Below are 19,254 nucleotides of genomic sequence, written 5' to 3'. Positions count from 1 at the left end.
GAATTCCCAGCTACTGAAATCCGAGTCCTGGAGCGCAGCATGACGTCCGCCCCGCCACCCCGCACGCTCGTCCTCGGCGCCACCGGCTTCCTCGGCCGCTGGCTGGCCCTCGAACTCCTCACCCGCGGCGAACCCGTGGCCGCCGCCGTCCGCGACACCGACCGCGCACTCGCCCTCCGCCGCTGGCTGCGCCACCACGACGCAGACGACACCGCCCTGACCACCGTCAGCGCCGACCTCACCCGCCCCGGCCTCGGCCTCTCCCCCGAGGACGACGCCCGGCTCACCGAGGTCCGCGACATCCACAACCTCGCCGCCCGCTACGACTTCGGCCTCACCCGCGCCCAGGCCGAACCCCCGAACGTCCAGGGCGCCCTGCACGCACTGCGGTGGTCCGCCACCCGCCCCCGGCTGCGCCGCCTGGTCCACCTCTCCGGCTACCGCGTCGGCCGCGACCCGGACCCGCAGTACCCGCTCCCGGAGCACACCACGGCCGCGCTCTACACCCGCCTCGGCGCGTACGAGGCCTCCAAGCAGCTCGGCGACGCCGCCGTCCGGGTCACCGCGCCCCGTCTCGGCGTACCGCTCACCACCGTCAACCCGAGCAGCGTCATCGGCCACTCACGGACCGGCGAGGCCGGCCAGTACCTCGGCCTGGCGCAGCTGGTCCGCCTGCTCCACCGCGGACGCCTCCCCCTGCTGCCCGGCACCCGGCGCACCTTCCTGCCCGTCGTCACCGTCGACCACCTGGCCCGCTTCCTGGCCGCCGTCCCCGACCACGACCACGGCCACGCGCCCGTCCCGGCCCACACCGTCCTCGACCCCGAAACCCCCCACCTCCCCGACCTGATCGCCCTCCTCGCCACCCACCTCGACGTCCGCCCGCCCCGCGCCCTGATCCCCGTCGGCCTCGTCCGGCGCCTCCCCCGCGCCCTCACCGGCAGCGACCCGGAAACCCTCACCTTCCTCTCCGAGGACCGCTACGACACCGCCTCCGCCGACCGCCTCGCCACCGCCGCAGGCCTCACCCACCCGCCCCTCGTCCCCGCCCTGACCCGCTGGGCCACCCGCCTCGTCGAGGAGGACTTCGGCGCACGGTAGGACCGCGCGGCAAGTCGACGGCTCCGACTTCTCGCGCGGCCACCGCCACCGCCACCGGACGGTGCTACTCGGCCAGCCGCGCCAGCCACGGATGCCCCGGGTGCACGAGCCCCAGCCACCCGCGGAGCACGTCCCGCCGCTCTTGGCCCAGCAACGGCAGCACACCCTCGAAGTCCGCCTGGTCCTTGGGCCGTGCGGCCTTCGCCTTGAACAGCAGCACCACCTCGGGCACCAGGTAGGGGCTCCCGTCCACCGTCCGTTCGATGATCGCGTCGTACGGCAGCCGCAGGCTCCCGTCGCGCCGGCAGATCCACGTCCCGCCCGCGTGCGGCTCGCGGAAGACGTCGAACAGGAACCGGCCGTTCGCCGGATCCCGCGCCCAGGTCTGGTGCGTGGCCGCCAACACGTCGGCTCCCGCCGCGGGCCAGACCCGGCCCCAACCCACCGCGTCGAACACGTACTCGGGGAAGCGGTCGCGCATCTCCGGGAACCCCGCGGCGGGCACCGCGATCTCCAGGTCGCTGTGCGGCCGCGACTGCCGCCCCCGGAACAGGTCCAACGCCCACCCCGCCGCGACGCACCAGGTCACCCCGACCCCGGCCAACCGCTCCGCGGCCTGTTCCGGCCGCCATGCGTCCGCCCACCGGGCGTCCAGTTCGTCCGCAACGAGCACGACGCCGCCGGGCGGCACTTGTTCGGTCATCCGGACAACCTACTGCCGCCGCCCGTCCCGGTCCGTCGACTTCGGCGCACGGTAGGACCACGCGGGAAGTCGACGGCTCCGACTTCTCGTGCGACCGCCGCCGGCCGGCAGCAGGCAAGAACCACCGCCCGCGACCTGCCCCAGGCGGACTACCGCTCGAAGACCAGCAGCGTCCAGTGCACCCCGTCGCGCCCGTGCAGGTCGGGGCGGGCGCTGCGGTGGAGCAGGCGCAGGCCGCGCTCGGCGGCGAGGGCGACGGTGGGCTCGGGCGGGAGGTCGAACATCCGGCGGCCGGGCGGGACGGGGCCGTGGCGGAGGGTGAGGGCGAGGCGGCCGCCGGGGGCGAGGAGGGCGGTGAGGGCGTCCATGGCGGGTGGGCGCTCGGCGGGGGCGAGGTGCATCCAGACGGCGGTGAGCAGGACGAGGTCGTAGCGCTCGCCTTCGGCGGCGAGCCGGGGCAGGCCGGGCAGCGCGTCCGCGACCCATCGGATGGCCGCCCCCGCGTGCAGGCGTTCGCCGACGGCGCGGAGTTCGGGGGTCGGCTCGGCGGCGACCACCCGGTGGCCGAGGGCGGCGAGGGCGGCGGCGTCGCGGCCGGTGCCGGCGCCGATGTCGAGGACGGCGGCGGGCGGCGGCGGGTAGAGGTGCAGCAGTTCGCGGTGGACCTCCGCGAAGCTCACGCTCTCGTACTGGACGGCGAGTTGTTCGGCCGCTTCGCCGTACCCCGTCGTGCCGGCCGCGCGGGTCGTGCCCGTCGTGTCGGCCATGCCCGTCGTGCCCGCCATGCCCGTCGTGCCCGCCGTGCCCGTCGTGCCGGCCGTTCCGTCGTTCACTCCGCCTCCCGGACGACGACCGCGTCGCCGGCGGCCGCCGCGCCGGCGAAGAAGTCCCGCAGTTCGCGCAGGTCGTTGACGACCCGGGCGGCCGCCGCCTCGGACCAGGGCGCCGGGTAGCCGAGGTGCGCGACCGTCCGGGCGAGCACGCTGTTCTGCTGGCGGACGAGCTCGCCGAGCGCGGAGCCCCGCAGGAACGCGGAGGCGGCCGCGACCTGGTCGGGGCGCAGCACGGGCATCGCGGTGCCGGACTCGCGCGGCCCGCCGCCGTAGACGGGGAGCCGGGCGGCGGGGTCGGGGTGCAGGCCGTTCTCGGTGAGTGCGAGTTCCATCAGGACGGCGGTGCGCCGGACCCCGAGGGCGAGTCCGGCGGCGGCCAGCCGGTCGTAGCGGACGTCGGTGTCCCGGGGGACGAGTTGGCCGAGTTCCTCCGGCGAACAGGTGTCCACGGCCTGTCCCGGCAAGCGGCACCAGAAGTGATCTACACTCACCCGCTCAGCGTAACGAAGTCCCGACCACCGCGCGGAGCGTGACCGCCGTACGGAGACCGCTCAGGCCTCGCCGGGGTGCCAGGCGGGCCATTCCCAGGGGCGGTCGGCCCAGTGCACGCGCTGCGGGTCGCGCGGGTCGAGGTCCGGGAAGAGCTGGTGGATCCGCGGCTCGAACTCCTCCGGCGCGAGCGGCTCCCAGCCGTGGCCCTCGAAGTGGACGAGGCGGTAGCGGCTGTCGGTCCGGAACTCGGCCACCTCGACCAGGGGTGCGGTCGTGCTGTTGGTCTCCATGACCCCAAGCATGTGGCGCGGTGGCAATCAACGCCCGTTCAGACCCCTCTTCCGGGTCATGTCCCGGCGTCGGCGCGCTCGTTGAGCACGGAAAGGTACGACGGGGGGCCGCGGGAAGGACGAGCACATGACTGGGCAGCCCACCGGAGGGCAGTGGCAGTGGCCGCAGAACGCGTGGCAGCCCCCGCCGGTCCCCACGAGTCCCCTGCCGCCGGTGCCCGTTCCCGCGCGGCCGAGACGCCGCTCGCGCAAGGCGTGGGCGGCCGCGGCGGTCGGGACGGGCGCCGTGCTGGCCTCGGTGCTGGTGATGTGCGGGCCGGGGTCGGGCGACGAGGTGCGGACGGTGGCGCTGCCGGGGGCCTCGCCCTCCGCTTCGGGCCCGGGCTCGCATCCGCTCCCGGTGTCGCCGCCGCCCGCCACGCCCGCGCCGTCCCCGCTGCCGGCCCCGGTCCCGGGGGTCGGCGCGATGGGCGCGGCGACCGGGGCGGCCGGCGCGGCGGTGACGGCGGCGTCGGCGGCCGCCCCCGGGGCCGGGGACGCCCAGCACGCGTCGGGGAGCCCGCGCCCGAAGCCCGGTCACAGCCCGCGGGCCACCGCCGCGGCCCGCGCCACGCCGGGCACGCACGCGGGGCCGGGGTCGGGCGGGTCGCAGCCGAGCGCCGGCCCGGGCAGCATCTGTGACCAGGCCGAACGCGTCGGCCGCTGGCCGGCCGGCTCGGAGCAGGCCCGCCTCTGCCGCAGCGTCTACGGCTGAGCCGCCGGGCTGCCGGCACCGACCGACGCCCCCGATGTCCCGGACGCTCCCGGAGCCCCGGCCGTCCCCAGCAGACCCTTGTCCAGCCGGGCCGCCAGCACCCGCGCCAGGGTGTCGGTGATGTGCCCGGTGTCCCGGTACAGCACCACGCCCTCCAGCACGGCCGGGCAGGAGGGCCCGGTGCCGGGGCAGAGCAGCGGGCCGAGGTCCAGGGTCCGGAGGCCGTACCGGGCGGCGAGCCCGCCGTCGAGCAGCGGGTCCGGCTCGAAGGCGGTGTCACGGGGGAAGAAGCAGGCGTCCGAGCGTCCGTCGGAGGCGGCCAGGCAGGTCGGGATGTCCTTGCCGGGCATCGGGGTGTCGCCGAGGTAGGCGAGCGGGGCGCCGAGCGCGGTGAGGCGGTCGAGGGTGCGGGTCCAGCCCTCGGTGCGTTCCTCCTGGCTGCCGTAGCGGTTGAGGCCGGCCATCAGGACCAGCCGGGGCTTGGGTCCGGAGGTGAGCCGGGTGAGGGTGTTCTCGCGCCAGCGGTCGCATTCGTCGTAGGTGCGGCCGAGCACGTTGTTGCGCACGGTGAGGGTGGCCAGCGGGCAGCCGGGCTTGACCAGGACCTCCAGCGCCCAGTGCCGCTGTTCGGCCATGGCGAGGGCGGCGGAGATCCACTGGCCGGCGTGCGAGTCGCCGAGCAGCACGATCCGGTCGGGGCTGTCCTCGGTGCCGAAGAGGCAGCGCGGGCTGCTGTCGGCGTTGAGCGGGATCTCGCAGCCCTTGCCGGGCGGGAAGTCCTCCCGGGCGCGGGCCAGCGAGGGGGTGAGGGTGAGCACCCGGGTGCCGGGGGCGAGCAGGCTCGGCCCGTCGGCGGCTCCGGCGGGTGCGGCGGCCGGGGTGTCGGCGGTCCCGCCGAGGGCGCGGACGGTGCCGCCGCCGAGGGTGAGCGCGGCGATCAGCGGGATGACGAGGGCGCTGGCGCCGACCGCGAGCCCGCGCCGGGGCGCCGGGCTGCTGCCGTACCGCAGCGGCTGTTCGACCAGGCGCAGGGTGAGCCAGGCGGGCAGCGCGCTGGCGGCGGTGAGCGCGGCCAGGGTGGTCCACGGCAGCGCGCCGTACCGGGCCTGGGCGATGGTCAGCACCGGCCAGTGCCAGAGGTACCAGGCGTAGGAGAGGCGACCGGCGGCGCGCAGCGGGCGGGCGGCGAGCAGTCGCCCGGCGTCGGGGGCGCGCAGCGCGCCGTGTCCGGCGAGCAGGACGGCGGCGGTGCCGAGGACGGGCAGCAGCGCGGCGGAGCCGGGGAACGGCGTGCTGCGGTCGTACAGGAGGACCGGTGCCGCGACGGCCGCCAGGCCGAGCCAGCCGAGCAGCCGCAGCGACCACAGCACCGGACGCCGTTCGCTGCGGGTGGCGAGCGCGCCGCCGAGCAGCGCCGCGCCGGCGCCGGCCGCGAACTCCCAGAGCCGGCTGCCGGTGGAGAAGTAGGCGAGCGGTGCCGAGGTGTGGGTCCAGCGCAGGCACAGCACCAGCGAGACGCCGCCGATGCCGGCTGTCGCGAGGGTGATCGCGAGGGTGCGGCGGCGCCCGCGCAGGTGGCGGGCGAGGCCGAGCAGCAGGACGCCCCACAGCAGGTAGAACTGGTTCTCCACGCCCAGGGACCAGAAGTGCTGCAGCGGGCTGGGGTCGCGTTCGGCGGCCAGGTAGTCGGTCTGCTGCCCGACGAAGCGCCAGTTGGCGAACTGTCCGGCGGCGGCGATCAGGTCGCGGGCGAGGTCGGTGCCGCGCAGCGGGTCGAGCAGGGCGCCGCCGGCCGCGGCGGTGGCGACCAGCACGGTGGCCGCGGCGGGCAGGATGCGCCGGGCGCGGCGGGCGGCGAAGTCCCACAGCCCGAGCGGGCGGCCGAGCAGCAGGCCGGTGATCAGGAAGCCGGAGATGACGAAGAAGATGTCGACGCCGACGTAGCCGCCGGTCAGGCCGGGTACGGCGGCGTGGAAGGCGAGGACGGACAGTACGGCGATGCCGCGCAGGCCCTCGATGTCGGGGCGGAAGGCGGCGCGCCGGCGGGGTTGCCCGCGGTCGGCGACGGCGGTGCTCTTCGCGGCGAGCTCCTGGTCCACCCGGACGACCTCGGGAAGCAGGTCGGCGGGTCCGGAGGCGGGTGCGGAGGAAGGTGCGGCGGCGGGGCCGGAGGAAGGTGCGGAGGAAGGTGCGGACGACGGTGGTACGGCCGTGGGCACGGCGGCGCTCCTTGGCAGGGGTGGCAGCGGTGGTCGGGCCCGCCGGGCCGATGGGGCGGCCGGGCGGTGTCCGCGCCGGTGGGGCGACGCGCAAGGGAACTCGGTACTGAGTAGGCGAATTGACGGATCGTCAGAACAACAGAGGATCGGCCCAGCCGGACGCCAGCAGCCCGCAGAGCAGCAGCACGGCGGTGACGGCGACGGCCTCGGCGCGTCCGAACCCGAGGTCGGAGCGGCTCCGTACGGGCGCGGCGACCTCGCCGACGGCGGCGCCCTTGCCGCCGTTCGCACCGTTCAGGAGCGGCCACAGGGCCCTGATCAGCGGAATCATGGTGTACGCGGTGAGCGCGAGCAGCGCGGCGAGCGCCCAGTACGGCCGCCAGCCGTGCAGCAGCGCGGCCCGGACGAGCCCGGCGGCGCCGGCGAGGACGACGAATCCGAGCCAGCCGACCCCGATCCGGGCGACCGCGCGGGCGAGTGAACTGCCGCCCGAGACGGCGCCGGTGGGCACCCAGTCGGCGGAGCGGCGGCGCAGCGCGTGCGCGATGGCGACCACGTGGCAGAGCCCGCCGAGGAGTTGGACCCGGGTGACCTCGAAGCGCCAGCGGGTGCGGGACATCGCGGGCAGCAGCACGAGGGCGACCCAGATCGGCGGCAGGAACGGCAGCACCTGCCAGGGTTCGATCTCCTCGGGCCGGAAGAACAGCATGATCAGGGCGGGCAGCGGCACGGCGAAGACGTTCACCGCGCTGGTGAGGTAGCCGAGGATGCCGTTCCAAAAGCAGAGCCGGGCGGAGCGGGGCAGCGGGCCCTTGCGGAAGTCCGGGTCGCGGACGAGGGCGAGGGAGCCGAGGCACCAGCGGTACTGCTGGCTGATGAAGGCGGGCAGGCCGGTGGGCGACATGCCCTTGGCGACCAGCGCGGGCACGTAGCGGGTGGACCAGCCGGCGCGGGCGAGGGCGAGGCCGGTGTAGAGGTCCTCGCTGTGGTCGATCTCGGCGAAGCCGCCGATCCGCTGCAGCGCGGCGCGGCGGTAGAGCGCGTTGGTGCCGCAGCAGACGGTGCCGTCCTGCGCGTCCCGGGAGGGCTGGATCCAGCGGTAGAAGATCTCCTGGGTGGCTCCGGCGGCGCGTTCGAGCCAGGACATGTTCGCGTCGGTGTCGAAGCACTGCGGGCTCTGCACGATGCCGACCCCGGGGTTGTCGAGGTAGGGCACCAGGTGGTGCAGGAAGTCGGGGCGCGGGCAGAAGTCGGCGTCCAGGACGGCGACGATCTCGCCGGTGCCCTCGGCCAGGCCGTGGTTGAGGTTGCCGGCCTTCTTGAAGCGGCCCCGGTCGGGGCGGGCCCGGTACTCGAAGCCGTAGGACTCGGCGAGTTCGCGGACCTCGGGGCGGTCGGCGTCGTCGAGGACGATGACGGTCAGCTCGCCGGGCCAGCGGACGGCGGCGGTGTGCCGGTAGGCGTTGTCGAGGACGGCCGTCGGTTCGCCGGCGGTGGGCAGCAGCAGGTCCACGCTCGGGTGGCGGGCGGGCTGCCAGGCGCGCATCAGCAGGTCGTGCGAGTCGCGGGTGAAGCGGCGGGCGCGCTGGCCGTCGGTGAGCGAGAGCAGCCAGGTCGCCGCGTTGAGCACGGTGAGCACCAGGAACGGCCAGAGCAGCGGCTTGCTGAGGGCGAACAGGCCGAGCGTGGCGGTGGCTCCCGCGTAGGAGAGGGTGGCGCAGAGCAGCACCCAGCGGCGCTGCGGGCCGAAGTACCAGTAGAGCTCCTCGTCGTCGGGCGGGGCGGGCAGGCGCAGGTCGGGGTCCGCGGGTGTCCGGCGCGGACCGGCGTCGGGTGCGGGCATGGCGGTGCCATGGAGTACGGGCATGCGGAAGTGGCCCCCCTGGGCATCGGACGGTACGTGGCCGTTCGCCCCCAGCCTCTCACATTGGCCTAGACCAATCATGAACGAGGTATGACATCTCCGCATCGCCCCAGCTCGGCGACTTGACGCCGCATCACCTTCCGCGATCGGGTCCAGCGCCCCTGGACCGAACCCCGAGCACGGCCCGTCGGCCCGACGGCGGGGCCGGCCCGGTTCGGCCCCGGGGCCGAACCGGCACCGACCGGACTCAGGAGGCCTTCAGCTCCTTGACCAGGTGCTCGAACCGCAGGTCCGGCCGCAGCGGGATGCCGAAGCGCTCGTCGCCGTACGGGAACGGGCTGAACTCGCCGGTGCGGCGGAAGCCCCGCCGCTCGTACCAGGCGATCAGCTCGGCGCGCTGCTCGATCACCGTCATCTCCATCGTGGCGACGCCCCACTCCTCGCCGGCCAGCCGCTCGGCCTCGGCCAGCACGGCCCGGCCGACGCCGCCGCCCTGCAGGCCGGGGCGCACCGAGAACATCCCGAAGTAGGCCCGCTCGCCGCGCCGCTCCAGCTGGCAGCAGGCGAGCAGCTCGCCGTCGCGCTCGGCGAGCAGCACCAGCCCCTCGGGGTGGCCGACGGCCTCCGCGACGGCCTCGGGGTTGGTCCGCCGCCCGGCCAGCAGGTCGGCCTCGGTGGTCCAGCCGGCCCGGCTGGAGTCGCCGCGGTAGGCGGACTCGACCAGCTCGACCAGGGCCGGGACGTCGGCGGGCGTGGCGGGCCTGAAGACGGGCTCCCCGACGGGCCGGGCGGTGTCGGTGGCGGTCTCGGTCATGGCTGGTCCTCTCCTCCGTGCTGGTGCCGCCCGCGACGGCCGGCACGCGGGCATCGTGTCACAGCGTGCCGGGCGGCTCCGGACGGGGACCGGCAGGACCGGCAACGCGCGTTGCCGGTGGTGGCGATCCGGCAGGTGTGACGCCGGGTCAGGTTGTGGCCCGAGATGCCTGGCGGCACTGGCGCGGACATGGCTACTCTGCGGTTCGGCCGCGCCGACACCCGGCCGTTCCGGGCCGCTCGGGCCCACCCGCACCGGACCAGAGGAGTGTTCATGCCCCGCTCTTCCCGCTCCGCCCGCACCGCCCGCACCACCGGTTCCGACGGCCCCGCCCGCCGCCGGCTGCCCGCCCTGGCCGCGCTCGCCGCCGCGACCGCCCTGGCCGCCGGCGCGGCCGCCCCGGCGTACGCGGCCGAACCCGCCCCGGTCGCCCCCGTCGTCGAGGGCACCGCCGCCTTCCACCCGGACCGGGACTTCGCCGGCTCCACCGTCGCCGCCCACGAGGGGCGCGGCACCGCGGCGCCCCTCGCCTCCCTCGCCGCCACCCAGACCCCCGGCCTGGACGTCGCCAGCTACCAGGGCAACGTCGGCTGGTCGTCGGTCGCGGCCGATGGCGCCAAGTTCGCCTACGTCAAGGCCACCGAGGGCACCGGCTACACCAACCCGTACTTCGCCCAGCAGTACAACGGCTCCTACAACGCCGGCCTGATCCGCGGCGCCTACCACTTCGCGCTGCCGAACGCCTCCTCCGGCGCCACCCAGGCCGCCTACTTCGTCGGCCACGGCGGCGGCTGGTCCGCCGACGGCAGGACCCTGCCGCCCGCCCTGGACATCGAGTACAACCCCTACGGCGCCACCTGCTACGGCCTGAGCCAGAGCGCCATGGTCGGCTGGATCCGCGACTTCAGCACCGCCGTGCACACCCGCACCGGCCGCTACCCCACCATCTACACCACCACCAACTGGTGGACCCAGTGCACCGGCAACTACGGCGGCTTCGGCACCACCAACCCGCTCTGGATAGCCCGCTACGCCTCCACCGTCGGCACCCTGCCGAACGGCTGGGGCTACCAGACCTTCTGGCAGTTCGCGGACTCCGGCACCTTCCCCGGCGACCAGGACTACTTCAACGGCGCGGCCGACCGCCTCCGGGCCCTCGCCCTCGGCTGACGCACCACACACCCACCGGTGCGGGGCACCCCAACCCGCCCCGCACCGGCAGCAGCCCAGCCGCCACGCTCGGTCCCGCGGGCGCGGGCGGCGTTCGGCCGACCGGTGGCCCACGTCGGTGATGGGGCGGGCGTCCGCTACTCGAAGGCCCTCAGGGGGTCCTCGCCGTCGGTCCACCGGACGTCGAGCCGCTGGCGGACCAGGAGCCAGCCCTCGGGGCCCCGGCGGAACTCCCAGTCGTAGGGCCCTCCCATGGAGTACGGGGCACCGGTACGCCCGGGTGTGACGACCGCGACGAACCACATGTAGCCGATGCCGGTGGCCCGGTCGCCCTCGACGTCGACGTGCAGGTTGAGGATGTGGTGCTGCATGGCCGCGTACGGCGCTTCCGCCTCCTCCACCTTCGCCCGGATCGCCTCCCTGCCGCTGATCGTCTCCCACGGTCCGAACTCCAGGACCGCGTCCTCGGCCCAGCACTCGATCCAGGTCTGCCAGTCCTTGCGGTCCAGCGCCCGCCATCCGCGCATCAGGAGGGTGCGCAGCGCCTCCTTGTCCTCCAGGATCCGCAGTCTGCGGGCCAGGTCGTCGTCCGTGGTGTGGTGCGGCACGGCGGGTTCCGTGCCGGAGGGGGTCACTGGGCGCTCGCGGTGGGACGGACGACGATCTCGTTGACGTCGACCCCGGACGGCTGGGAGACGGCGTAGGCGATGGCCCGCGCGATCGCGCCGGCCGGCAGTGCCACGGCGCGGTAGGCCTCCATGGCCTTCCTGGCGACGGGGTCGCCGATGCCCTCGGCGAGTTCGGACTCGGTCACCCCCGGGGAGACGAGGGTGACCCGGATGTCCCCGGTCGACTCCTGACGCAGTCCTTCGGAGATCGCGCGCACGGCGAACTTGGTGGCGCAGTAGACGGCCGCGGTCGGGGAGACCTCGTACGCCCCGACGGAGGCGATGTTCACGAAGTGCCCGCCGCCCTGGGCGCGCATCAGCGGCAGCGCGGCGGCGATGCCGTGGAGGACTCCCCGCACGTTCACGTCGATCATCCGGTCCCACTCGTCGGTCCTCAGGGCGGTGAGCGGTGAGAGCGGCATCACCCCGGCGTTGTTGACCATCACGTCGAGGCGCCCGAAGCGCTCGCGGGCCGCGGCCACGAAGGCCTCGACGTCGGCCGCGTCCGTGACGTCCAGCCGCCGGGACGCGGCGGTGCCGCCGCCCTCGGTGATCTCCCGGGCCACCGCGTCGAGGCGGTCGGTACGCCGCGCTCCGAGGAGCACGCGGTGGCCGTCGGCGGCGAGGAGACGGGCCGTCGCCTCTCCGATCCCGCTGCTCGCGCCGGTGATCGCCACGACCTTGCCTGTGTCTGTCATGCCTGCTGTTTCCTCTCGCTGTGCAGATCGGTCCTGCCCGACCGAGTCTGGGCAGGACGGCGGCCGTCGACCAGGACGGCCCGTGCCTGGGTGCACCGCACCCGGGCACCGCACCGGCGTCGCGGCCTAACCTGACGGCATGACCGACGACAACCGCCTCGGGGAGTACCTGCGCGCACGCAGGGCGGCCCTGCGACCGCAGGACATCGGCATCGCGAGCCACGGCGTGCGCAGGGTCGCCGGGCTGCGCCGCGAGGAGGTCGCCGTCCTGGCCGGAGTGAACGCCGACTACTACACCCGGCTGGAACAGGGGCGTGAACGCCACCCGTCGGCCCAGGTGCTCGACGCGCTCGGCCGCGCGCTGCACCTGTGCCCCGATGCCCACGCGCACCTGCACCGCCTGGCGGGAACCACCCCGGGCACCAGGCCCACCGGTACCACGGACCGGGTCCATCCCGCCCTCCGGCAGCTGCTGGACGGCTACCCGGCGGCTCCGGCCTTCGTCGTCAACCGGACCCTGGACGTCCTGGCGGCCAACGCCCTGGCCGAGGCCCTGCACTCACCCTTCGAACGGATGGACAACCTGGCCCGCATGACGTTCCTCGATCCGGCGGGCCGCCGGTTCCACACCCGCTGGCGCCGAGCCGCGGAGGCCGTCGTGGCGCACCTGCGAGAGGCGGCCGGTGTCGACCCCGACAACCCCCGGCTGCGGGACCTCACCCGTGGCCTCACCGAGCGGAGCGCCGACTTCGCCGTCCTGTGGAGCAGCCACGTGGTGCGCGGCAAGACCCGGGAGGCCAAGCACCTGCTCCACCCGGACGTCGGGCCCCTGGAACTCGCGTACGAGACCTTCGACGTGCGCGCCGAACCGGGCCAGCAGCTCGTCATCTACCAGGCGGAGCCCGGCAGTTCCAGCGCCCGCTCCCTCAGCCTGCTCGGCTCCCTCCACGCCGCCCCGGTCCCGCCCGCCAGGTGACCGCGGCATCCGGCGCCCATCGAGTGCTTCCGCCGCGACGAGCCCGCGCACGACCCGAGGTCAGAACACTCCCGCTGTCCCGCGAGACCTTCGGGACGGCCGCGAACCGTCGGCCGCCGGACCTCACCGACTCCCCCCGCCTCGACTCCCCCGCCTCCCCCCCCCGGCCTGAGCCCGGCCTGAGCCCGGCACTCGGGCCGCCCGCTCCGCGGACGGACGCCCGTCGCACTGCGAAGCGGCCACCAGCCGCCGATCCACAAGGCTCGGTACGGAATCCGCCGACGAAGGCACCACGAAGGCGAGTTTCGCCCATTCCGTCGCACCGCAGGGCCTGCCGAGGGGGCCCGGGCCGAGCATGGATGTCATCCGCTCCACCCCGGTTCCGACGTACACCGGCGGATCCGGGCCGTGGAAGGAGCACCCGGTGATCCTCGACCCGCGCATCCGGTCCACCCGGCCCGATCGGTCGGCTGCCGGCACCTCCGGGGCTGCCACCGGCGGCACCGCGCAGGAGGCCTGCGGTACGGCAACGCCGCAGGCCCGCGGATTCACAGCACCCGAGAACGACGCATCCACCCTGGAGGTCCACGTGCCCGCGTCCGCACAACGGGAGAACGTACGCTTCGCCAGCGGCGGCACCTCATGCGCCGCCTGGTACTACCCGGGATCCAACGGCGGCTGTGTGATCATGGCCGGCGGGACCTCGGTGACCAAGGAGCCGGCCACGGACCTGTTCGCCGCACGCTTCAACGACGCCGGCTTCGCCGTCCTCGCCTTCGATCACCGACGGTTCGGGGAGAGCGGGGGCGCACCACGTCAGGTCGTCCGCTTCGACGAGCAGATCGCCGACTGGCACGCCGCGATCGAGTACGCGGCCACCCTGCCCGACGTCGACCCGGACAGGATCTCGGTCTGGGGCTTCTCGCTCGCGGCCGGCCACGTCTTCCGCGTCGCGGCCGATCACCCCCGACTGGCCTGCGCCATCGCACAGACGCCGCTGGTCGACGGGCGCGCCCTCGCCCCCCATGCGCTGCGTTCCATGACGCCCCTCGCGGCGCTGCGGCTCTTCGGCCGGGGTGTCGCGGACACGCTCGGGAGCCTCGTCGGCCGTCCGCCGATGCTGGTCCCCACCGCCGGCCCGCGCGGCACCGTCGCCTCGCTCACCACACGCGACGCCATGGACGGTGACCGGGCCCTCGACCCCGACCGCCGCCACACCACCTGGGAGCAGACGGTCGCCGCCCGGATCGCGCTCCAGCTCCCCGGGTACCGGCCCGGTCGCCACGCGTCCCGGATCCGGTGCCCCCTGCTGGTGGTCGTCTGCGACCAGGACCAGAGCGCGCTCCCCGGCCCCGCCGTCGGGGCGGCTCGGCACGCCCCGAACGCCGAAGTGGTCCACCTGCCGGGCCGCCACTACGCCCCCTTCCTCGAAGCGCACGAACAGGCCGCCCGGACGCAGATCGCGTTCCTGCGCAGGCACTTGGCCCCGCACGCGGCCCGCACGCCGTGACCGACCGGGACGAGGCGAGGGGTTGCGTCCGGACGGCTCGTCCCCGCCCCGTTCCCATCCGTTCCCCGTCTGTCCCGGCTCGCACCGGCTCGGCACCGGCTCGCACGGCTCGGCACCGCATGCTCCCGGATCCGCTCCTGCACGCCCACGGACGGACCCGAACCCGATCAGTCGTTTCACCAACGGCTGTCCACGCGCCCACGCGCCCACGCCCTCGAACGACATTCCACGAAGGAGAGACCCGTGATCCTGGTGACCGGAGCGACCGGCCTGGTCGGCCGTCCACTCGTGACCGCCCTCGCCGCCGACGGCCGGGCCGTCCGCGCGGTGACCCGCGCCCCCGCGACCGCCGCGCTGCCCGACGGCATCGAGATCGTCCACGGCGACCCGTCCCGTCCGAGCACGCTCGCCGATGCCCTGAAGGGCGTCACCGCACTGTTCCTGCACCCCAGGGCGGCCGGAGAGGCCGCCGCCGAACTCGTCGCGCTCGCCCGCGACCGGGGCGTACGCCGCGTGGTCGCGCTGAGCGCGCTCAACATCGACGAGGACCCGGACGACCAGCCCTCCCGGCACCGTGGCGACCGCAACAAGGAGGCGGAACAGGCCGTGACCGCCAGCGGACTGGAGTGGGCCAGCCTGCGCTCCGGCACGTTCGCCGCCAGCAGCCTGCACGCCTGGGGTGCCCAGCTCCGAGCCGGTGATGTCGTCCATGGCCCCTACCCGGAGTTCTCCGAGGCGCCGATCCACGAACAGGACCTCGCCGATGTCGCGGCCCGGGCCCTGATCACGGACCGGCCGCTCGGCCGACTGGAACTCACCGGCCCGCACGCCCTGACCCACGCCCGGATGATCGAGGTGATCGGCGGCGTCCTCGGCCGTCCCCTGACCTACCGGGGCGTACCGCCCGAGGCAGCCGCCGAAGCCCTCCTGCGCCAAGGCGTCGCCGCGCCGTTCGTCGCCGCCCTGCTGGCTCGCTACCGCCGGGAGCTCGGTCGCCCCGCCGTCGTGACCGACACCGTCCAACGGGTACTCGGCCGCCCGGCCCACGACTACGCGACCTGGGTCGCCGACCATGCGGGCGCGTTCGCGGCCCCGCCCACGACCGCCGGCTTCACCCCACCATCGAGGTGAGTCCCGTGACACGGGCAGTCCCGACCGGACACTGACAGCCCACGCGACCGGCGCGACAGTAGCCGCCGATCACAAGCGCCGCGCCGGCCCGGCACCGCAGATGCCGTCACCTCGTCGTCGCCGACACCGGCGCGCCGACACCTACGGCGACGCGGGATGCGACGGTGCGGGGGTGCGTTTGACGGCTCGGCTGACGATGGCCGTCTCGATGTGGGTGATGCCCAGGCCGACCAGGTCGCGGGAGAGGAAACCGTAGAGGGCCGTCAGGTCGGGGAAGTACGCGGCGGCGTGCAGGTTCGAGGGACCCGAGGTCGCGAAGGCGCCGTGGACCGCGGAATGGTCGGCCAGGGCCTGTCCGGCGGCAGCGAGGTGGTCCGGGGGCACGTGCAGCAGGAGTTTGGCCTCGATGGGCAGCCCGAGGCGGCGGGGCTCGACCAGAACCTGGGTGATCAGGCGGCCCTGGGCGGTGAGTCGGGCCAGGCGTCGGCGCACGGTGCTCTCCGGGTGGCCGGTGCGCGCGGCCAGGGCCGCTGCGGGCAGACGGGCGTCGGGGTCGAGGGCGTCGAGGAGGGTCTGCTCCAGGGGGTCGGTGTCGATGCCGTAGGGGCCGGGGGAGCCGGTGCCCGGGCCGGCGGCGGTCGCTTCGGGGGCCGGCGCGGCCCGGCTCAGTGCCGCGCGTTCGGCTGCGGTCAGCACCTGATGGCGCCACTCGGAGGTGAGCCGGAAGACGTGCAGGATCGTGGCGCTCTCCAGGGAGGTGACCGCCTGGGTGGAGGGCAGTTGCCGGAAGACCAGCGGGTCGCGTGAGCCCGGTTCGGTGCGGGCGACCGCGAAGATCTCGTCACCCGAGGTGGTGACGTCGATGAACGGGATGTCCTCGCGCGCGGCGAGCGCGGCGACGATCGTGTCGAGCTTGCCCCGTAGGACCCGGATACGCAGGAACAGCGCCCCGGCCGAGCCGCCGTTGCGCGGTCGCGCCACCGGTGAGACCACCACCCGCAGTGTGCCGTCGGCGCCGAGCGCCTGCAGACGGCGCCGCACGGTGGCGGGGCTGAGCCCCAGCACCTGGGCCGCCCGCTCCGCAGACAGACGCCCGTCGCACTGCAAAGCGGCCACCAGCCGCTGATCCACAAGGCTCAGTACGGGATCCGCCGACGAATGCACCATGAAGGCAAGTTTCGCCCATAACGCCGCACCGCAGGGCCCGTTCCTGAAATCACGACCCCAGCAGAAAGACCGTCAGCCCGGCACTCGCGGAAGAAAGACCCGAACCGGACGTCGAGTTGACGGAACCTCATGCCCACGTGTGCGGCGGTGACTCCTGCGGGGCCGCCGTTCCGTACAGCACCAGCGGCCCGAACAGCCCGTACAGCTGGTGGTCCGACTCCGCCACCGGCGGACGCTACCGCCGGGCGGGCGCCGTCAGCGGCGCCGGTCCAGCCGTAGCGCCAGCGCAGGGCACTGGCTCACCGCCTGGCGCGCGGCGTGCCGCTGCCACGGCGCGACGGGCATCGACGTCGACGCGGGATAGCCGTGCGGGCCCAGCCGGACGAGCCCGGGCGCCACGACGGCGCACAGTCCGTGCCCCGCGCACCGGGACCAGTCCACCTCCAGACGAGGCCCGCTCTCCGCGGGCAGCGGCAGTACGCCGAGCACCGGCCGTCCGCAGCCCGGGCCGGAGACGTGGGCGGCCACGTCCTGCGCGAACACGTCGAGCGCGGTCAGGACGAAGCGGGCCGTGCCGTCCGGGTGCGAGCAGGCGCCGCCGCCCTGCGCCGCCCCGAGGGCGCTGCGGACCTGCGCCAGTGCGGCGGGCCCGGCGCCGCCGGCCAGGGCCGCCAGTGCGTCGGCGGCGTCGGGCAGTCCCCGTCGGCAGGGTCCGCACTGTCCGGCGGACTCGCCCGCCAGCCAGGCCGCGACCCGGGCGATCTCGCCGATCGGGCAGGTGTCCCCGGGCAGTGCGACGACCGCCCCGGCCCCGAAGGTTCCGCCGAGTCCTGCCAGACCGGCCCGGGACAGCGGGGCACCGACGGCGTCCCGCCCGGGCAGCCACGCCCCGTGGTAGCCGCCGACGAGCACGCCCTCGCCCGCGGGGGTGCCGCAGGCTGCCAGCACCGGCCCCATCGGCGTCCCGGCCGGGACCTCCACCACCAACGGACCGGCCGCCGGTCGGTTGACGGTCAGCAGCACGGTGCCGGGTTCCGCGGCAGTGCCGACCGTCCCGTACGCATCGACGCCGAGGCGGACGACCAGCGCGAGCTGGGCCCACGTCTCGGCGTTGGACAGCAGCGTGGGGCGCCGTCGGACACCGCCCGGCCCGCCGTCGGCAGCGCGTGACTTCACCGTGCCGGGGAGGACCGCGAGGCCGTTCACCCCGCGGATCAGCGCGCTGGACTCGCCGGAGACGAACCGCTCGGGCAGGCACACCAGGCGGACCGGGCACGGCAGGTCGTTCCCGCGCTCGGCGAGCGCGGCGGTGACGGAGTCCTCGCCGGGGCCGCCCGCGGCGACGCCGATCACGATCTCCTCCGCCCCGAAGGCGGCCGCCGCCGCGCACGCCCCGTCCAGGACGAGGTGCGGCACACGGGCGAGCAGCATGGTGTCCTTGGCGCTGGGCGGCTCGCCCTCGGCACCGTTGGCCACGATCACGGGGCGCGCGCCGGAGCGGTCGGACGCCGCGAGGGTGGCGCGGGCCTTGCGGGCGAACGGGAACCCGGCGCCACCGCGGCCCCGCAGGTCCACGCCCTCGGCCAGCGCGAGCAGGTCGTCCCGGGACGGGTGCGGCGGCAACGGGTGGACGGACCTGTGTGCCGCGAGGTCCAGTCGCGTCCTGCGGTCCAGGCCGGCCGTGAGCCGGGCAGGTGCCAGCCAGCGCACCTCGGGCAGAGCGGGTGCCGGGCTCATCGGCCACCGCCCGGCCGGGCCAGGTGCAGCGGGACGGCTGCGGGCGGTCCGGCGTGCCGGGGCCGGCGCGTCGGCCGGTCCGCGGCGGCGGAACCGGCCACGGACAGGCCCGGCCGGGCCAGCGGACGGGTACCGGTGTCCGCGAGGGAGGAACGCGCGGCGGCCGCGGCGAGGCTGGTCGCGTGCGCGGGGGCGGGACGGCGGGCGCGCGTGCCACGCCGGTGCAGTCCGGCTGCCCGTCGCCGGCCTGCCCCGGCGAGGGTGCGCACCAGCAGCGCGAGCGCCACCGCCGCCGCACACAGCCCGTAGCCCCACCACACCCAGGCGTGCGCCGGTCGTCCCGCGGTCAGCCCGTGGGCCAGGGCGACCGGCCAGCATGCGTACGCGGTGGAGTGCAGGACCCGCCACAGCCAGGCGTGACGACTGCCCGCGAACCGTCCGCGCAGCACGCCGGTGGCCGCCACCAACACCATCAGGTCAGCGGCCACGGTGCCCAGGGCGATCTCGACGCCCGTGCCGCCGGCACCTCCGGTGAAGGGCACCACCGCGGCCCACGGGCCGGCGTGCCGCTCGGCGACCTTGACCGCGATGTGGACGCCCAGGAATCCGAGGGCCGCGACGGCCGTCGCCCGGTGTGCCGACTGCAGGGCCACCCGCAGCCGCGGTGTCAGCATCAGCCGGTCGGTGGCGGTCAGACCGCACACCACCACGGCGGTCAGCGACAGCAGGGTGAACACGCCCGCGAAGTAGTCCAGGAAGGCCTGGACGCGCCCGGCCGCCAGGAGCAACGGGTGAAGCGCCGACGCGGTGGGCAGGGCTGGACCGGACATCGGGACACCTTCTTCCGCTGGTCCGGATCGCACGGCTCGTGCCGGAGCCGGGATCTCGGCAGGGCGGACCCTGGGGCCCGCACGGGGGATGCCGCCCACCGGTGGCGCGGCGGGAGAGGCAGGACTGGCCCATTCTTAGCGGGGCCCGAACCGGGGCCCAAGGCCGCTCAGTACGACCACGAACCGTAGGCGGGCACCGCTCAGGCCCGCCGGCAACGCTCCGACCAGGGAGGACGTGACTACGACCGGCCGTAGGAGGCGCTCCGGCCGGTGTTACCGGCCTCACGTGCCGACGGC

General features: G+C 75.3%; 18 protein-coding genes. 6 read left to right on the top strand and 12 right to left on the bottom strand.

Annotation, left to right across the window (positions count from 1 at the left end):
- Positions 1–39 precede the first annotated feature (39 nt).
- Entirely contained in the window at positions 40–1,101 is a 1,062-nt protein-coding gene (locus tag ABTY56_RS09665; RefSeq protein WP_350627904.1) for an SDR family oxidoreductase, read from the top strand.
- A gap of 64 nt (positions 1,102–1,165) precedes the next feature.
- Here the strand turns inward: ABTY56_RS09665 and ABTY56_RS09660 are convergent, their stop codons facing one another.
- The 4 genes from ABTY56_RS09660 to ABTY56_RS09645 form a co-directional block, all read right to left on the bottom strand.
- Positions 1,166–1,804 carry a nucleotidyltransferase domain-containing protein gene (locus ABTY56_RS09660; protein WP_350627903.1) on the bottom strand — a complete coding sequence of 213 codons (639 nt, stop codon included), beginning with the start codon at positions 1,802–1,804 and terminating at the stop codon, positions 1,166–1,168.
- A gap of 149 nt (positions 1,805–1,953) precedes the next feature.
- Positions 1,954–2,637: a class I SAM-dependent methyltransferase gene (locus tag ABTY56_RS09655; RefSeq protein WP_350627902.1), complete on the bottom strand. Its 684-nt coding sequence runs from the start codon at positions 2,635–2,637 to the stop codon at positions 1,954–1,956.
- Positions 2,634–3,128 (bottom strand): hypothetical protein, encoded by a 495-nt coding sequence (locus tag ABTY56_RS09650; RefSeq protein ID WP_350627900.1) that lies wholly within the window; start codon positions 3,126–3,128, stop codon positions 2,634–2,636. Before ABTY56_RS09650 ends, ABTY56_RS09655 begins: the two co-directional genes overlap by 4 nt.
- Before the next feature lie 60 nt (positions 3,129–3,188).
- The gene (locus ABTY56_RS09645) at positions 3,189–3,419 is read right to left on the bottom strand and encodes a hypothetical protein (RefSeq protein ID WP_350627899.1); all 231 of its coding nucleotides are present in this window, start codon (positions 3,417–3,419) and stop codon (positions 3,189–3,191) included.
- A gap of 127 nt (positions 3,420–3,546) precedes the next feature.
- On the opposite strand from ABTY56_RS09645, the gene ABTY56_RS09640 reads away from it, so the two are divergent.
- Complete coding sequence (locus ABTY56_RS09640) at positions 3,547–4,173, top strand: hypothetical protein (protein ID WP_350627898.1); 627 nt, start codon at positions 3,547–3,549, stop codon at positions 4,171–4,173.
- Here ABTY56_RS09640 and ABTY56_RS09635 read toward each other — a convergent pair.
- The 3 genes from ABTY56_RS09635 to ABTY56_RS09625 all read right to left on the bottom strand — a co-directional run bounded on the left by ABTY56_RS09635 (position 4,164) and on the right by ABTY56_RS09625 (position 9,070).
- Positions 4,164–6,392 carry an acyltransferase family protein gene (locus ABTY56_RS09635; RefSeq protein WP_350627897.1) on the bottom strand — a complete coding sequence of 743 codons (2,229 nt, stop codon included), beginning with the start codon at positions 6,390–6,392 and terminating at the stop codon, positions 4,164–4,166. The two genes, ABTY56_RS09640 and ABTY56_RS09635, sit on opposite strands and share 10 nt — an antisense overlap.
- Before the next feature lie 130 nt (positions 6,393–6,522).
- Positions 6,523–8,259, bottom strand: coding sequence for a glycosyltransferase family 2 protein (locus ABTY56_RS09630; protein ID WP_350627896.1), 1,737 nt, complete (start codon positions 8,257–8,259; stop codon positions 6,523–6,525).
- A gap of 244 nt (positions 8,260–8,503) precedes the next feature.
- Positions 8,504–9,070, bottom strand: a complete 567-nt coding sequence (locus ABTY56_RS09625) for a GNAT family N-acetyltransferase (RefSeq protein ID WP_350627895.1) — start codon at positions 9,068–9,070, stop codon at positions 8,504–8,506.
- Between the two features lie 273 nt (positions 9,071–9,343).
- On the opposite strand from ABTY56_RS09625, the gene ABTY56_RS09620 reads away from it, so the two are divergent.
- Positions 9,344–10,240: a lysozyme gene (locus ABTY56_RS09620; protein WP_350627894.1), complete on the top strand. Its 897-nt coding sequence runs from the start codon at positions 9,344–9,346 to the stop codon at positions 10,238–10,240.
- Between the two features lie 137 nt (positions 10,241–10,377).
- On the opposite strand, the gene ABTY56_RS09615 is transcribed toward ABTY56_RS09620, so the two are convergent.
- The gene (locus tag ABTY56_RS09615; protein WP_350627893.1) at positions 10,378–10,848 is read right to left on the bottom strand and encodes a nuclear transport factor 2 family protein; all 471 of its coding nucleotides are present in this window, start codon (positions 10,846–10,848) and stop codon (positions 10,378–10,380) included.
- A 23-nt stretch (positions 10,849–10,871) separates the two neighbouring features.
- Entirely contained in the window at positions 10,872–11,606 is a 735-nt protein-coding gene (locus tag ABTY56_RS09610) for an SDR family oxidoreductase (protein WP_350627891.1), read from the bottom strand.
- Between the two features lie 139 nt (positions 11,607–11,745).
- Between ABTY56_RS09610 and ABTY56_RS09605 the strand changes: the two genes are divergently transcribed.
- From ABTY56_RS09605 to ABTY56_RS09595, 3 genes are all read left to right on the top strand, one after another.
- Positions 11,746–12,582, top strand: a complete 837-nt coding sequence (locus ABTY56_RS09605; RefSeq protein ID WP_350627890.1) for a helix-turn-helix transcriptional regulator — start codon at positions 11,746–11,748, stop codon at positions 12,580–12,582.
- Positions 12,583–12,937: 355 nt separating this feature from the next.
- Positions 12,938–14,092 carry an alpha/beta hydrolase gene (locus ABTY56_RS09600; RefSeq protein WP_350627889.1) on the top strand — a complete coding sequence of 385 codons (1,155 nt, stop codon included), beginning with the start codon at positions 12,938–12,940 and terminating at the stop codon, positions 14,090–14,092.
- A gap of 243 nt (positions 14,093–14,335) precedes the next feature.
- Positions 14,336–15,223, top strand: coding sequence for an NAD(P)H-binding protein (locus ABTY56_RS09595; RefSeq protein ID WP_350627888.1), 888 nt, complete (start codon positions 14,336–14,338; stop codon positions 15,221–15,223).
- 141 nt (positions 15,224–15,364) lie between these two features.
- Here the strand turns inward: ABTY56_RS09595 and ABTY56_RS09590 are convergent, their stop codons facing one another.
- The 3 genes from ABTY56_RS09590 to ABTY56_RS09580 all read right to left on the bottom strand — a co-directional run bounded on the left by ABTY56_RS09590 (position 15,365) and on the right by ABTY56_RS09580 (position 18,957).
- Positions 15,365–16,390: an Lrp/AsnC family transcriptional regulator gene (locus tag ABTY56_RS09590; protein ID WP_350627887.1), complete on the bottom strand. Its 1,026-nt coding sequence runs from the start codon at positions 16,388–16,390 to the stop codon at positions 15,365–15,367.
- 255 nt (positions 16,391–16,645) lie between these two features.
- Positions 16,646–18,127, bottom strand: a complete 1,482-nt coding sequence (locus ABTY56_RS09585; protein ID WP_350627886.1) for an NADH-ubiquinone oxidoreductase-F iron-sulfur binding region domain-containing protein — start codon at positions 18,125–18,127, stop codon at positions 16,646–16,648.
- Positions 18,124–18,957 (bottom strand): hypothetical protein, encoded by an 834-nt coding sequence (locus ABTY56_RS09580; protein ID WP_350627885.1) that lies wholly within the window; start codon positions 18,955–18,957, stop codon positions 18,124–18,126. The genes ABTY56_RS09585 and ABTY56_RS09580 overlap by 4 nt, the downstream gene beginning before the upstream one ends.
- Positions 18,958–19,254: the final 297 nt, after the last annotated feature.

Origin of the sequence: Kitasatospora sp. NPDC097691 (genome assembly GCF_040302665.1) — a bacterium.
Classification (GTDB): domain Bacteria; phylum Actinomycetota; class Actinomycetes; order Streptomycetales; family Streptomycetaceae; genus Kitasatospora.
Note: the sequence above shows the minus strand (reverse complement) of the source record. Positions and strands in the feature narration are given on the sequence as shown.

What these genes read in the sequence shown, in the direction of transcription:
- ABTY56_RS09620 (WP_350627894.1), top strand. Translation starts at nt 9,344, where the DNA reads ATGCCCCGCTCTTCCCGCTCCGCCCGCACCGCCCGCACCACCGGTTCC.
- ABTY56_RS09645 (WP_350627899.1), bottom strand. Translation starts at nt 3,419, where the DNA reads ATGGAGACCAACAGCACGACCGCACCCCTGGTCGAGGTGGCCGAGTTC.
- ABTY56_RS09610 (WP_350627891.1), bottom strand. Translation starts at nt 11,606, where the DNA reads ATGACAGACACAGGCAAGGTCGTGGCGATCACCGGCGCGAGCAGCGGG.
- ABTY56_RS09600 (WP_350627889.1), top strand. Translation starts at nt 12,938, where the DNA reads ATGGATGTCATCCGCTCCACCCCGGTTCCGACGTACACCGGCGGATCC.
- ABTY56_RS09640 (WP_350627898.1), top strand. Translation starts at nt 3,547, where the DNA reads ATGACTGGGCAGCCCACCGGAGGGCAGTGGCAGTGGCCGCAGAACGCG.
- ABTY56_RS09580 (WP_350627885.1), bottom strand. Translation starts at nt 18,957, where the DNA reads ATGTCCGGTCCAGCCCTGCCCACCGCGTCGGCGCTTCACCCGTTGCTC.
- ABTY56_RS09605 (WP_350627890.1), top strand. Translation starts at nt 11,746, where the DNA reads ATGACCGACGACAACCGCCTCGGGGAGTACCTGCGCGCACGCAGGGCG.
- ABTY56_RS09665 (WP_350627904.1), top strand. Translation starts at nt 40, where the DNA reads ATGACGTCCGCCCCGCCACCCCGCACGCTCGTCCTCGGCGCCACCGGC.
- ABTY56_RS09585 (WP_350627886.1), bottom strand. Translation starts at nt 18,127, where the DNA reads ATGAGCCCGGCACCCGCTCTGCCCGAGGTGCGCTGGCTGGCACCTGCC.
- ABTY56_RS09630 (WP_350627896.1), bottom strand. Translation starts at nt 8,259, where the DNA reads ATGCCCGTACTCCATGGCACCGCCATGCCCGCACCCGACGCCGGTCCG.
- ABTY56_RS09660 (WP_350627903.1), bottom strand. Translation starts at nt 1,804, where the DNA reads ATGACCGAACAAGTGCCGCCCGGCGGCGTCGTGCTCGTTGCGGACGAA.
- ABTY56_RS09625 (WP_350627895.1), bottom strand. Translation starts at nt 9,070, where the DNA reads ATGACCGAGACCGCCACCGACACCGCCCGGCCCGTCGGGGAGCCCGTC.
- ABTY56_RS09590 (WP_350627887.1), bottom strand. Translation starts at nt 16,390, where the DNA reads ATGGTGCATTCGTCGGCGGATCCCGTACTGAGCCTTGTGGATCAGCGG.